This window comes from Nostoc sp. JL33, from assembly GCF_017114985.1.
Taxonomy (GTDB): Bacteria; Cyanobacteriota; Cyanobacteriia; order Cyanobacteriales; family Nostocaceae; genus Nostoc.
The window spans coordinates 156,766-170,083 of sequence record NZ_JABXKP010000074.1 but is presented as its reverse complement, the minus strand read 5'-3'; the positions used below and the strand labels follow the sequence as shown (position 1 = coordinate 170,083).

The following is a 13,318-nucleotide window of genomic DNA, read 5'->3' as shown; positions in this document are numbered from 1 at the left end:
TAGGGAGTAGGGAGTAGGGAGTAGGGAGTAGGGAGTAGGGAGTAGGGAGTAGGGACTAGGGAGTAGGGAGTAGGGAGTAGGGAGTAGGGAGTAAAAAAATCAATCAGCTAATAACTTTCCCCACTCCCCTTTTATCGCCGCAGAGATAGTCCCCGGCGATTTTCCATTTGTTTACAAAGCCTCAATTCTGTGCCTTTACGGTTCCACTCTACCTGATCAAAAATTTGATGGAGAAGACATAAACCACGACCACTTTCTGATTCATCTGGTGGGAGATAGTCTGTTGGCTCTTCATCACTACTCGATGAAGGAGTAAAGCCGCTACCCTGGTCTGATATTATCCACCAATATTGATTATCTATTAAGGAAAAACGCACTAGAACTGTTTTACTGGGATCAAGATTATTGCCATGTTTAGCGGCGTTTACTAGGGCTTCTTGAAGTCCTAGCCGCAATTCTGCTTGTAACTTTGCTGGGATTTCTGCCAACAGCAAATCTAATATTGGACAAAGATAGAGGGTTGAGGCAAAACTAATAGTGCCCCAATAACGCCCAACTGGACGGAGTGAAATTGTAATCACAAGAGAAACCCCATAGCTTTCAGTTAGCTAGACATCAGTTTGCTATTACAGGCACCCTGATAAAACTTGAGGTGGTCATGCTGCCTTCAAACTTGCGTCTTTAAAACTAAATTTTGAAAATGCTAGGGAGCATTGACTTCATGTATGAGTTGGGATTGTTTAGATATATAGCGGCTGGAATAAGTTTGATAATGAAGTCAGCAACTTCAAAAGATGCTAGTAATTTAAGAGAGTATTGGCATACTCTAGTTAATTGCCGATTTGTAATTTACACAATCCAATTTCACATTTTTAAGAGCCTATGCAACTTGAATTTCTTTAAACAAAATGAATTTCTATTTTCAGCTTAATTCAATTTTAGCATCTTTAGTATGCAGTAGACTAAAAATTTCAAATTTCAGTTTTTGTCAAGGAATTACTACCCTTGTCCAAATGTGATAGCACAAGAAAGGCGGCAGCTTCAACATGAGCGGTTTGAGGGAAAAAATCAGCAGGTTGTACCCGTGTGATGGTATATAGCCCATCTTCACAAAGTAATTTCAGGTCGCGGGCGAGGGTAGCTACTTTACAGCTGACGTAAACGATTCTATATGGTTTCAGTTGCCGTAAAGTTTCAATGACAGTGCGATCGCACCCCTTACGTGGCGGATCGAGTATTACTACTTCTGGTATTGTGCCCATTTTGGGAAGCAATTTTTCTACTGCCCCGACTTGGAATGTGACATTATCAATTCCGTTGCGGTGGGCATTCAAAATCGCTTGGTCTACTGCTGCTGGTTGCACTTCTAATCCTGTAGCAATACGCACTTTTTTGGCGAGGGGTAAAGTTAAAGTCCCAATACCACAGTAGGCATCAACTAGCAACTCATGCCCTTGAAGATTGAGTTCTGATTGAATTACTTGCAATAGTGCCTCTGCTGTTTCTGTATACACTTGGAAAAATGTATCTGGGCGCACTTGAAATTCTAGTCCAGCAAAATTTTCACGCAGGTGGGGGACTCCAGCGATGCAACGGGTTTCTGATCCAAAGATAGCATTTGTGCGATCGCCGTTGCGATTGAGCGACACTCCTACTAACTGGGGATAACGCTTTAACCATTCCTGGGCTTGGGTTTCAATTCCTGATAAATTCCAGTCCTTCACCACCAAAGTCAGCAACATTTCCCCAGTGTGTCGCCCAATGCGTAAACCAAGATGGCGAATTTTTCCTTGGTGACGCTGTTCGTCGTAAATTTGCCAACCCTGTTGTTGAATATCCTGCTTAACTTCGGCTAGTAAAGGATTTAATCGCGCGTCTTGGACTGGACATTGATTTAAGTTAATTAATTGGTGACTACCTTTTTGGTAATATCCAGCTTGTACCTGTCCTGTTGCCGATATGCCTAGAGGATATGTAGATTTATTACGGTAGCCGAAAGCAGAAGAGGCGGCGAGTACTAAATCAACTGGTGGTTGGACAAAACCGCCAATGCGTTCCAAAGCTTGGATAACTTGATTTTGCTTGGCTACTAGCTGGTAATCATAACTAATATGCTGCCACTGACAACCACCACACTTATCCGCCACAATACAACTAGGTCTAATCCGGTGGGGGGATGGTTCTAATAGCTCCTGGAGCTTCCCGTGGGCGTATTTGGGTTTAACATGTATTAAGCGGACGATCGCGCGATCGCCTGGTACAGTATCTGGGACAAACACGACACGCTCATCAGCGCGTCCCACACCATCGCCTGTATCACTCAGATTAGCGATCGTAACTTCAATTAATTCACCCTGTTGCCAAATTATTTTAGTCATTGGTCATTAGTCATTGGTCATTGGTCATTGTTCACATGGGGCATTGGTTATTTCTCCCCCATTTCCCTCATCTCCCCCATTCCCCCACTCCCCACTCCCCACTCCCCACTCCCCCCAAACAGATCAGTTCAATACATAAGTAGCTCCTATCTCTTCACTTGTGTACCTCCAACTCGCTAAACTAACAGATAATATTTCAGGTGATTTCAATCATCATGACTGTAATTAGCCAAGTTATTCTCAAAGCCGACGACGAACTGCGTTATCCCAGCAGTGGCGAACTTAAAAATATCAAAGACTTTTTGCAAACCGGCGTACAACGGACGCGGATTGCGGCTACCTTAGCCGAAAACGAAAAAAAGATCGTTCAGGAAGCAACCAAACAACTTTGGCAGAAGCGTCCTGACTTTATCTCCCCCGGAGGTAATGCTTACGGAGAACGCCAGCGCTCTCTATGTATCCGCGATTTTGGCTGGTACTTACGCCTAATTACCTATGGTGTACTTGCCGGCGACAAAGAGCCAATTGAAAAAATCGGTTTGATTGGTGTGCGGGAAATGTACAATTCATTGGGCGTTCCTGTCCCTGGAATGGTAGAAGCGATCAATTCCCTCAAAACAGCCTCCCTTGGCTTACTGAGTGCGGAAGACTCTGCTGAAGCAGCGCCCTACTTTGATTACATCATTCAAGCGATGTCTTAATACAAAGTTTGTGCTGTTTCTAGGAGTATACTTCCGGTCTACTAGAGTGAGTGCAAGATATTAGCGCTTGATAGGCATAAGATCCCCAATTTGATCATACCTTCCCCACATTTGGTAGTGACTCTGGCAAAATCTCTGTCAAGTTATCAACCAGTTGTGGGGAAATTTTATGGGCATTGGGCATATACATACAAAAAACCGACAGTCCTTGATTAAGGCTGTCGGCAATTAAGTGTGTTCCCTATTAATGACTCGGCTAGAGTTCAGTTGTCATTAATTATGCCTAGTTAGCGATCGCAGGGAGACGATCCTAATCATACATAAATGTGATTCTCGTCACTTGATTGTTACAGCTAAACTGCATATACTCAAATCATCTCTAAGTTTCAGTACATCTCCGCAAGCCATAGTGCCAGAAGTTGCAGTTAAATTACTTAGTTGACTTATCTTTAAACATCGCGCTTTACAACACAAATTAATTAGCATCCCAAAATACTTTTAACGTCATTCACCAACAGAGCTACGCAATGGATGGGCGATGCCTGCGGCGGCTACGCTTCTACAAAAACTTTTCATTCAAGAGTGATAATTCGGTTCATTTGTGCCAATGCCTAATTCCCGTAATTTGGCTTTAACATCTTCCCATTTCTGACCACAGTAATAGTATTGCTTCTCTCGTAAATCTACCAAATAGTATCCTACCTTCCCGCCATTGATGCGAAACAGTTCAATAACAACTTTCTTTTTAGTTGTACCGAACATAAATTCTATATCGCCTTCACTTGGCAGATTTAGTGGATTATAAAAGGTTTTACCTTTAATAAAATGCCAGTAAGATTTTTCTGGAGTAATTTTACGTTCGATAATTCGGTATTTAATAGGATGAATTATTGTTTTCATAGAAACCTCTTCAAGAGTTAAACTGTAATAAAAAAGCCCCCAAGGGCTAGTTGGGTTTGCAGTTGCCTTCATTGAGTAAATCACAATTGCACGATAAGCTAGAGTTAGCAGCAGAACTGATTCACAACGTCTTGCAACAAACCTAGCTTGGGGTAACGATGGCAACAGAACAAAAGCACAGCAGTTATTTATCAGAAGCAGAAAGCCGTTTGCGTCAACTTCCTCCTGAGAAGTTGCGAGTAGCAGTTGCAATTATTGCTTATTTACAAAAAACAGAAGAAAGCGAAGCTACTGAAAAACTATTATTAAATATTCCTGATTTTGCCGAATCTTTCCGCGAAATTGAACAAAATGAAAACAAATTAGAAAATACTGCCTCAAATCAGATTGCCTCAGATGAAGAAGTATGGCAGGCTTACTTAGCTTCTAAACAGAAATGGCAGGAGGTTTACCGTCGCCTTGCAGACTCCTAGATTTATTTCTATTTCTCAAGTCTTAGATATTCACCAAGATGAGATAAACAGCTTTGGTGGAACATCTGGTGTCAGAGACGAAGGTTTGCTAGATTCAGCCCTCGCACAACCTCAAGCTACTTTTGGCGGTGAACTTCTCCATCCAACAATTCACGAGCAAGCAGCAGCGTACCTGTACCATTTAGCGATGAATCATCCGTTTATTGATGGTAACAAGCGCACTGCATTTGCGGTTATGGATACCTTCATAACCTTAAACGCCTACAGTTTGAACTTATCGTCAGAGCAAGCTTACAACTTGGTGATTCAAGTAGTCCAGAAAGAAATATCCAAAGAAGAATTATCTGCATTTCTGGAACTGCATCTACAAGCCAAGTAAATCGATAGAATAATGCTCTGTCCCCCAGAGTGCATTACTTCCATGACTGCAACCTCAAAACCAGCCTTTTCTGCCGAAGAAATCGCCGCAGAAGGTTTAAAGCCAGAAGAATATGAAGAAATTGTCCGTAGGTTAGGGCGTCATCCCAATAAAGCTGAACTGGGAATGTTTGGGGTGATGTGGTCAGAGCATTGCTGTTACAAAAATTCACGACCGCTATTAAAACAGTTTCCCACGACAGGCGATCGCATCCTCGTGGGGCCTGGTGAAAATGCTGGTGTTGTAGATTTGGGCGACGGACTCCAACTAGCCTTTAAGATTGAATCCCACAACCACCCCTCAGCAGTCGAACCATTTCAGGGAGCCGCAACGGGAGTAGGAGGCATTCTCAGAGATATCTTTACAATGGGTGCGCGTCCCATTGCTCTATTAAATTCCCTGCGCTTCGGTTCCCTAGAAGATCCCAAAACTCAAAGGCTGTTCCAAGGCGTAGTGGCGGGAATTTCACATTATGGTAATTGTGTTGGAGTACCCACAGTGGGCGGCGAAGTTTACTTTGACTCTGCTTACTCTGGTAATCCTCTGGTGAACGTTATGGCACTAGGGTTGATGGAAACAGCAGAAATCGTCAAATCTGGAGCATCTGGCTTAGGCAACCCCGTGCTTTATGTTGGTTCCACCACCGGGCGCGATGGCATGGGAGGCGCGAGTTTTGCCAGTGCCGAATTGAGTTCACAGTCAATAGACAACCGTCCTGCTGTACAAGTGGGCGATCCATTTTTGGAAAAGTCGTTAATTGAAGCTTGTTTGGAGGCGTTTAAGACAGGTGCAGTTGTCGCCGCCCAAGATATGGGAGCGGCGGGGATCACCTGTTCTACTTCAGAGATGGCGGCAAAAGGCGGTGTGGGAATTGAACTAGATTTAGATAAGATTCCCGTCAGAGAAACAGGAATGGTTCCCTATGAATATCTGCTTTCGGAATCTCAAGAACGAATGCTGTTCGTTGCCCACAAGGGACGTGAGCAGGAATTAATCGACATTTTCCACCGTTGGGGGCTTCAAGCCGTTGTCGCCGGTACAGTCATCGCTGAACCTATCGTGCGGATTCTCTTCCAGGGTGAAGTAGCAGCAGAAATTCCGGCTGAAGCTTTGGCGGAGAATACCCCACTTTATCATCGGGAGTTATTGACAGAACCGCCAGAATATGCGCGTAAAGCTTGGGAATGGACTCCTGATTCCTTACCTGATTGCCCAACTGTTGGAATAGAACTCCAAGCAGGGCTGCAAAGTTGGAATGATATTCTGTTAACTTTGCTCGATACACCCACGATCGCTTCTAAAAATTGGGTATATCGTCAGTATGACCATCAAGTACAAAATAATACAGTAATACTCCCTGGTGGTGCAGATGCAGCTGTTATCCGTTTGCGCCCCCTAGAACAAATCCCCAATCTAAAATCCCAAATCCAAAATCCAAAATCAGGAGTGGCGGCAACGGTAGATTGCAATCCTCGTTATGTTTATCTTGACCCCTACGAAGGAGCTAAGGCAGTGGTGGCAGAAGCTGCACGTAATCTTAGCTGTGTGGGTGCAGAACCTCTGGCGGTAACGGATAACCTAAATTTTGGCTCTCCAGAAAAACCAATTGGTTACTGGCAATTGGCAGAAGCTTGTCGTGGTTTGGCAGAAGCTTGTCGAGAATTGGCGACACCAGTCACAGGCGGAAATGTCTCTTTGTACAATGAAACCCTCGATTCTGAAGGAATCCCACAACCAATCTATCCCACTCCTGTTGTGGGTATGGTGGGCTTGATTCCTGATATAAGCAAAATTTGTGGTCAAGGTTGGCAAGCATCCGGCGATGTGATTTATCTTCTCGGATTGCCTCTGGCATCCAAAATCAGTTTGGGAGCATCGGAGTATTTAGCCACTATCCACGGTACTGTTGCCGGAAAACCGCCACGAGTAAACTTTGACTTGGAACGCCGCGTCCAGAAAGTTTGTCGTGAAGGAATTCGTAATGGTTGGGTACGTTCAGCCCATGATAGTGCTGAGGGAGGAGTGGCGATCGCAATCGCCGAATGTTGTATTGCTGGCAACCTTGGTGCCGAAATCAATTTAGAAATAGCATCAACGCAGTCAAATCGCCTCGATCAGGTGCTGTTTGCCGAAGGTGGTGCCAGAATTTTAGTTTCTGTAGCATCAGCACAACAAGAAATTTGGGAATCATATTTAAAGGAACATCTCGGTCAAGAGTGGCAAAAACTAGGTACGGTTGGGAATTTTGAGACGGGTTTGGGGGTTTTCACCACTAATAACCAAACCTTAATCAAAGTTAGTATCGAAGATATGAGCGATCGCTATTCCCACGCGATCGCCAGGCGTCTCGCCATCCCCACCACTACCCCCAGTTAAAGAAGTTAGGAGTTGAAAGTGACGAGTTAGGAATAAAAAGCATAACTCCTAACTCCTAACTCCTAACTCCTAACTCCTAACTCCTAACTCTTTTATTAGCGTCCCTGCTCATAATTACGGTACTGTTTTAATAGATGGTTAAAGATTTATTAAGAAAGCTACAACTATCTATAGAGATAATCCCAGTGACTTGAGTACCGATTTTAGATTTTGAATTTTAGATTTTGGTGAGGTAGTGCGGTCTTCTCCCTCACGCGCGTGGCTAGCGCCTTTCCTTCTCTGCGAGAGGCTGCGCCAACGGAACGCTCCGCGAACGCGGAGCGTCTCGTAGAGAAGGGGGTTTCCCTCATGAGCAACTACCGAACCCGGAGGGATTGGGGGCGTTGCTTGTGGTTCATGTCTTGCTCCTAGTAAGCGAAACAAATCTAAAATAGCCACTCTCAAATCCCAAGCTGCATCCCTACTATGGTGCGATCAATCCAAAATCGTCAATCTAAAATCCAAAATTGATTGACCCCCTACCAGGAGCAAAGCTAGTATGATTTCCATTCATTCTGTCACTTCGGATGAATACCCCGACGAGATCAACAACCCAATCAATAGTCATGAAAATCAGCCTGACAAGCCAGAAGAAGCTTGTGGTGTTTTTGGCATCTACGCCCCAGGAGAAAACGTTGCTAAACTGACCTACTTTGGATTGTATGCCCTCCAGCACCGGGGTCAAGAATCAGCTGGTATTGCCACCTTTGAGGGTACACAAGTACATCTTCACAAAGATATGGGCTTGGTGTCTCAAGTTTTCAATGAATCCATCTTGGATCAGTTACCTGGTAGCCTTGCTGTTGGTCACACTCGTTATTCCACTACAGGTTCTAGCCGCAAAGTTAATGCTCAACCCGCAGTACTGGAAACCCGTTTAGGTTCATTAGCTCTAGCGCATAACGGTAATTTAGTCAATACTGTGCAACTGCGTCAAGAGTTGCTTGAGAATAAATGTAACTTAGTCACGACAACAGACTCAGAAATGATCGCTTTTGCGATCGCAGGAGCCATCAATGCTGGTGCAGATTGGCTAGAAGGTGCAATTCAGGCATTTCACCGTTGCCAAGGAGCCTTTAGTTTAGTCATTGGCACTCCTACTGGCGTTATGGGTGTCCGTGACCCCAATGGGATTCGCCCCTTGGTAATTGGGACTTTGGCTGGTAATCCAGTCCGTTACGTTTTGGCTTCCGAAACTTGTGGTTTAGACATCATTGGAGCCGAATACCTGCGAGACGTAGAGCCAGGGGAATTAGTTTGGATTACTGAAGAAGGTTTAGCTTCCTATCATTGGAGTCAAAAGTCCGAGCGGAAATTGTGTATCTTTGAGATGATTTACTTTGCCCGCCCTGATAGCGTCATGCACAACGAGAGTTTGTACAGCTACCGAATGCGGTTAGGACATCAACTAGCTAAAGAATCTTTTGTAGATGCCGATATTGTCTTTGGTGTTCCTGATTCGGGTATCCCTGCTGCGATCGGATTTTCCCAAGCGTCTGGTGTATCCTACGGTGAAGGACTGATTAAAAATCGCTACGTTGGGCGAACTTTTATTCAACCAACCCAAGCCATGCGCGAGTCAGGTCTCCGTATGAAACTCAACCCCCTCAAAGATGTGCTGGCGGGTAAACGAGTGATCATCGTAGACGACTCGATTGTGCGGGGTACTACCAGCCGTAAATTAGTAAAAACCTTACGTGAGGCTGGTGCAGTAGAAGTACATATGCGAATTTCTTCTCCGCCTGTAACTCATCCCTGCTTCTATGGCATCGATACCGATTCTCAGGATCAGCTAATTGCTGCTACCAAGTCAGTAGCGGAAATTGCCAAGCAACTGGAAGTAGACAGCCTCGCCTATCTTAGTTGGAAGGGAATGCTAGAAGCGACACGAGAAGACACCAACAGTTTCTGTTCTGCCTGCTTCACTGGAGATTATCCCGTAGAAATTCCTCAGCAAGTGAAGCGTTCTAAGCTGCTCTTAGAAAAGGTAGTGGTGTAGAGGGCTAGTACCGCTATTCGTAATTCGTAATGGGCTACGCCCCGCTACGCTAACGTAATTCGTAATTACGTTTTAGCAAGGGTTTCAGACATTACAAATGGGTGGCTTATTTACGCCCTACTGTACTAGGAACTTAGGACTGAGGGGAGCAGAGAGTGAATAATAACTCCTAACTCCTCACTCCTCACTATTAACTAATTTTCAATTTCCACTCAGGCTAAAATAGGTAAATACTCTAACAGAGATGATTTATGAACCAGCCGATATCTGAGAGAGTGCGCTGGACTACCGCCGACTTAGAATTGTTTCCAGATAACGGGAACCGCTATGAAATTATTGACGGAGAATTGTTTGTGACCAGAGCGCTTCACTGGAATCATCAAAAAGTCTGTGTCAGAATTTGTACTGCCTTGGATAATTGGTCACAGACTACTTCTTTGGGAGAAGTTGTGACTGCTCCAGGCATAATTTTTGGGGATAATGATAATGTGATTCCCGATGTTGTCTGGGCTAGCAATGAGAGATTGTCCCTACTTTTAGATGAGGCTGGGCATTTGATCGGTGCGCCAGAACTGGTTGTAGAGGTGCTATCTGCTGGGATTGAAAATGAAAAGCGGGACAGGGAACTTAAATTAAAGCTTTACTCAGCAAGAGGCGTCAGAGAATATTGGATTGTGGATTGGCACAAGCAACAGGTGGAAGTCTATCGACGCGAACAAGCAAGTTTAAAGTTAGTTGCTACTTTGTTCAATGGTGATGAATTGAGTTCACCGATATTGCCTGATTTTAACTGTGCGATCGCACAATTATTTACTTAAACAAATTAGTCTATAGCTATCTAAAGCCGGGGAACCCGTCCAACGTACTGGCTCCCCTACGTGTATTTAAAAAATCAAATCTGAGTCCTATATATCTTCATAATAAATGTAGATATAGCAATCCTAAATCATTCATGAGCAAGAAAATCGCTGAAATGCTTATAGATACGTACTTTATGTCTACGTATTTTCTCAGGTTTCAATTCGGATTGCTATATTACTTAAATTTTTAAAAAATCTTACTACATTCAAACATTAACGCTATATTTGCAAAATTTATATTTAATATTTAATATTTAAATTGTCATCTTTTTAACGTAATTATAAATTTTATAAACGTTAAGTAGTGATAATACTGAGAGTTTACTGTAACTAATTTTAAGCATTCTTTTATAAAAATAAGAATAACTTTTCATGATAAATATAGACAAATTAGGAAAAAGCAAATACTAATTGATTACTGGGGGTTCACCCATTGTTTTGAAGTTAGAAAAATTGGTAAATAACCTAAGAATAAGGGCTTGGGAGAAATCAGGTTTTTGGATGGTGGCGAGTGGTGAACCAATACCCAAGATTAATTGACTCCACTGGCGTCACCGATAGCGTAGCGTTAGCGACGCAGGAGCGTCACAGCCCGTCGTAGACATCGCAATTTGGGACAAACGCTATAATCCTTATTCTTCCGTTCCGTCTTTTTTCTAATCGCTTAAAAAATGGGCGAACCGACAGTAATTAATCTATTTTTTCTGTTTTTATTAAATCTAACAGTAGCCGCTAATTGCCATGCTTTTGCTATTTATAGAATAAAAGCAAATTAATATAAATAGCAAACTCATCAAGACTAATAAAGTTTAATTCTTTTTTAAATAACGTTGGGGAGTATAGAGATGGCTTTTGATTTAGATACAACTTTTCAAATAGATGTAGATCATATTAAGTTAAAAGAAGCATATTCAACAGTATTTAGGTTACATAATCCGAAGATTCCCTTTATCATTTGGTTACTAGAGAATCCTAATAGCCCCTTGGCGCTACCTGGTAAAATTAGCCTTCACGCTCATGATTATATTCACATACTTTTAGGTAAAGGAATTTCTCCTCAAGATGAAGCTTTTGTAATTGGATTTACTATGGGAAACGACTTAAATACTAATAGAATACATTTATTGATATTTAAGTTTTTTGCTAGATTTATATATCCATATCCATATAAATTTTCTAAATTAGATTTAATAAATTTTGACTTAGGTTTTATTTATGGAAAAAAAATCAAAATCAAACAAATAAATGAGGTAATTTTTGAAAATTATCACAATGAGACTATAAAATATCTCAGAAATTATTTTGGTATTAGTGCTGATGAGATCCCACTAATACAACATATTGAAATTTAGTTGATGCCCGATTCTAATTATATCTAAAACAAGAGTATAAAAATGCACCTGCCTTATAAACTGAGATTTCTTCCATCTCAAATAGTAACTGTAACAGTACTACTAACGTTACTTTTATTTATTCCTCAAATTTGGCTTAATTGGCAAGCATATTATCATTTTAATAGGATTACTAAAAATGAATTTCAACTCCAAAAACTAAGTGATAAAATTATCTATTTTGATGAAGTATTAACAATGTCGGCTCGCATGAATGCTGTTACAGGTAATTTGACTTGGGAACAACGGTATCGGCAATTTGAACCTCAACTCGATGTGATCATTAAAGAACTTATTAAACTGGCTCCTAAAACATATGAAAATGAGGATACCAAAAAAATTGATGCTGCAAATCAGCAGTTGGTCAGAATGGAGTATCAATCTTTTGATTTAGTCAAGAATAATCAAAAACAAGCGGCCCAACTCCTATTATCTAGTCGCGAATATGAAACTAATAAACACATTTATGCCGATGGTGTTGCTAAAAGAAACCGTAATATCTCACTTCAGTTACAGCAGACAGTTGCTGAATATCGTCAAAGAATATTTTGGGCAATTTTAGAATCTATCATAAGTTTAATAATACTTATTCCGGCATGGCTTTTGGTATTGAATTTATTGCAAGAATATTTAAAAGCGAAAAAAATCGCTCAAGCCGCCTTAGAGGAAGCTAATTATATCTTGGAGATGCAAGTCGCGACGAGAACGAAAAAATTAAAACAGAAAAATATTCAACTAGAACAGACACTGCAAGAATTGCAAAATACTCAAGTACAACTAATCCAAACTGAAAAGATGTCCTCGCTGGGTCAGCTAGTTGCTGGTGTTGCTCATGAAATTAATAACCCTGTTAATTTCATTTATGGCAATTTAATGTATGTTAGAGAATATATTCAGCAATTACTAGCTTTAACGAATCTGTACCAGCAACAATATCCTCATGACAACCCAGAAATAAGTATTTTAATTCATCAGATAGATTTGGAGTTTATTATTGATGATCTGCCGAAAATCTTATCCTCAATGGCAGTTGGTACTGATCGTATCCGCGAGATTGTGCTAACCTTACGGAACTTCTCCCGTCTTGATGAAGCGGAAATGAAACCTGTTGATATTCATGAAGGAATTGATAGCACACTGTTAATTTTGCAGCATCATCTCAAAGGAAAATCTGAACAGCAAGAAATTAAAATTATCAAAGACTATGATAATTTGCCTCTTGTCGAATGTTATGCAGGGGGATTAAATCAGGTCTTCATGAATATCTTGAGTAATGCTATTGATGCTTTACGTCAACAGGAAATGGGGCGCTTAAAAGAAGAAATTAAACAACACCCCAGTTTTATTACTATTCATACTGAAGTTAAAAATCAAGAGTGCGTAGTTATCAGCATTAAAGATAATGGTTCAGGAATAACTGAGGAAATTAAGACTAGATTGTTTGACCCCTTCTTTACTACGAAACCTGTAGGCAAAGGTACTGGTTTAGGATTATCTATTAGTTACCAGATTGTAGTAGATAAGCATAAGGGAAAAATTAAGTGTGTTTCTGCACCTGAAAAGGGGACAGAATTTATGATTGAGATTCCTATCAAACAGAGACAAGCTGCTTTGAGTCCACACTAATCCATAAATTTAACTGTGCGATCGCACAATTATTTACCTAACAAATTAGCACGCGATCGCTTTTCAGTAGCATCTTCCGATTTTCCTTCTCAGAGAAAACATGACTCTGACGAAAAGGACGCTATCTTTAGAATATATTAATTAATGAATGAATGCG

Annotated in this window: 12 protein-coding genes; 8 read left to right on the top strand and 4 right to left on the bottom strand. The window is 41.5% G+C overall.

The window, feature by feature from the left end; translation table 11 throughout:
- Positions 1 to 131: 131 nt before the first annotated feature.
- The gene (locus HWQ23_RS21365) at positions 132 to 581 is read right to left on the bottom strand and encodes an ATP-binding protein (RefSeq protein WP_292832417.1); all 450 of its coding nucleotides are present in this window, start codon (positions 579 to 581) and stop codon (positions 132 to 134) included.
- A gap of 390 nt (positions 582 to 971) precedes the next feature.
- Complete coding sequence (gene rlmD, locus HWQ23_RS21360) at positions 972 to 2,378, bottom strand: 23S rRNA (uracil(1939)-C(5))-methyltransferase RlmD (protein WP_292832414.1); 1,407 nt, start codon at positions 2,376 to 2,378, stop codon at positions 972 to 974.
- A gap of 215 nt (positions 2,379 to 2,593) precedes the next feature.
- Here rlmD and HWQ23_RS21355 point away from each other — a divergent pair, with 215 nt between their 5' ends.
- On the top strand, positions 2,594 to 3,079 hold the full coding sequence (locus HWQ23_RS21355; RefSeq protein ID WP_292832411.1) for an allophycocyanin subunit alpha-B: 486 nt from the start codon (positions 2,594 to 2,596) through the stop codon (positions 3,077 to 3,079).
- A 576-nt stretch (positions 3,080 to 3,655) separates the two neighbouring features.
- On the opposite strand, the gene HWQ23_RS21350 is transcribed toward HWQ23_RS21355, so the two are convergent.
- Complete coding sequence (locus HWQ23_RS21350; RefSeq protein ID WP_292832408.1) at positions 3,656 to 3,979, bottom strand: hypothetical protein; 324 nt, start codon at positions 3,977 to 3,979, stop codon at positions 3,656 to 3,658.
- Positions 3,980 to 4,137: 158 nt separating this feature from the next.
- On the opposite strand from HWQ23_RS21350, the gene HWQ23_RS21345 reads away from it, so the two are divergent.
- From HWQ23_RS21345 to purL, 3 genes are read left to right on the top strand one after another with little or no spacing between them, the layout of a single operon-like run.
- The gene (locus HWQ23_RS21345; protein ID WP_292832406.1) at positions 4,138 to 4,452 is read left to right on the top strand and encodes a hypothetical protein; all 315 of its coding nucleotides are present in this window, start codon (positions 4,138 to 4,140) and stop codon (positions 4,450 to 4,452) included.
- On the top strand, positions 4,439 to 4,831 hold the full coding sequence (locus HWQ23_RS21340) for a type II toxin-antitoxin system death-on-curing family toxin (RefSeq protein ID WP_292832403.1): 393 nt from the start codon (positions 4,439 to 4,441) through the stop codon (positions 4,829 to 4,831). Before HWQ23_RS21345 ends, HWQ23_RS21340 begins: the two co-directional genes overlap by 14 nt.
- 42 nt (positions 4,832 to 4,873) lie before the next feature.
- Positions 4,874 to 7,246 (top strand): phosphoribosylformylglycinamidine synthase subunit PurL, encoded by a 2,373-nt coding sequence (gene purL, locus HWQ23_RS21335; protein WP_292832400.1) that lies wholly within the window; start codon positions 4,874 to 4,876, stop codon positions 7,244 to 7,246.
- A gap of 168 nt (positions 7,247 to 7,414) precedes the next feature.
- Here purL and HWQ23_RS21330 read toward each other — a convergent pair whose 3' ends face one another.
- Positions 7,415 to 7,684: a hypothetical protein gene (locus tag HWQ23_RS21330; RefSeq protein ID WP_292832397.1), complete on the bottom strand. Its 270-nt coding sequence runs from the start codon at positions 7,682 to 7,684 to the stop codon at positions 7,415 to 7,417.
- A gap of 100 nt (positions 7,685 to 7,784) precedes the next feature.
- Here HWQ23_RS21330 and purF point away from each other — a divergent pair, with 100 nt between their 5' ends.
- The 4 genes from purF to HWQ23_RS21310 all read left to right on the top strand — a co-directional run bounded on the left by purF (position 7,785) and on the right by HWQ23_RS21310 (position 13,161).
- Positions 7,785 to 9,284, top strand: coding sequence for an amidophosphoribosyltransferase (gene purF, locus HWQ23_RS21325; RefSeq protein ID WP_292832394.1), 1,500 nt, complete (start codon positions 7,785 to 7,787; stop codon positions 9,282 to 9,284).
- A 251-nt stretch (positions 9,285 to 9,535) separates the two neighbouring features.
- Complete coding sequence (locus tag HWQ23_RS21320; protein WP_292832391.1) at positions 9,536 to 10,102, top strand: Uma2 family endonuclease; 567 nt, start codon at positions 9,536 to 9,538, stop codon at positions 10,100 to 10,102.
- Positions 10,103 to 10,989: 887 nt separating this feature from the next.
- Entirely contained in the window at positions 10,990 to 11,496 is a 507-nt protein-coding gene (locus HWQ23_RS21315) for a hypothetical protein (RefSeq protein ID WP_292832388.1), read from the top strand.
- A 42-nt stretch (positions 11,497 to 11,538) separates the two neighbouring features.
- Positions 11,539 to 13,161: a sensor histidine kinase gene (locus tag HWQ23_RS21310; RefSeq protein ID WP_292832385.1), complete on the top strand. Its 1,623-nt coding sequence runs from the start codon at positions 11,539 to 11,541 to the stop codon at positions 13,159 to 13,161.
- The last annotated feature ends 157 nt before the right edge of the window (positions 13,162 to 13,318 follow it).

Bases quoted from the DNA above. Each gene is read 5' to 3' on its own strand.
- rlmD (WP_292832414.1), bottom strand. From the start codon at position 2,378: ATGACTAAAATAATTTGGCAACAGGGTGAATTAATTGAAGTTACGATC.
- HWQ23_RS21355 (WP_292832411.1), top strand. From the start codon at position 2,594: ATGACTGTAATTAGCCAAGTTATTCTCAAAGCCGACGACGAACTGCGT.
- HWQ23_RS21350 (WP_292832408.1), bottom strand. From the start codon at position 3,979: ATGAAAACAATAATTCATCCTATTAAATACCGAATTATCGAACGTAAA.
- HWQ23_RS21345 (WP_292832406.1), top strand. From the start codon at position 4,138: ATGGCAACAGAACAAAAGCACAGCAGTTATTTATCAGAAGCAGAAAGC.
- purL (WP_292832400.1), top strand. From the start codon at position 4,874: ATGACTGCAACCTCAAAACCAGCCTTTTCTGCCGAAGAAATCGCCGCA.
- purF (WP_292832394.1), top strand. From the start codon at position 7,785: ATGATTTCCATTCATTCTGTCACTTCGGATGAATACCCCGACGAGATC.
- HWQ23_RS21320 (WP_292832391.1), top strand. From the start codon at position 9,536: ATGAACCAGCCGATATCTGAGAGAGTGCGCTGGACTACCGCCGACTTA.
- HWQ23_RS21315 (WP_292832388.1), top strand. From the start codon at position 10,990: ATGGCTTTTGATTTAGATACAACTTTTCAAATAGATGTAGATCATATT.
- HWQ23_RS21310 (WP_292832385.1), top strand. From the start codon at position 11,539: ATGCACCTGCCTTATAAACTGAGATTTCTTCCATCTCAAATAGTAACT.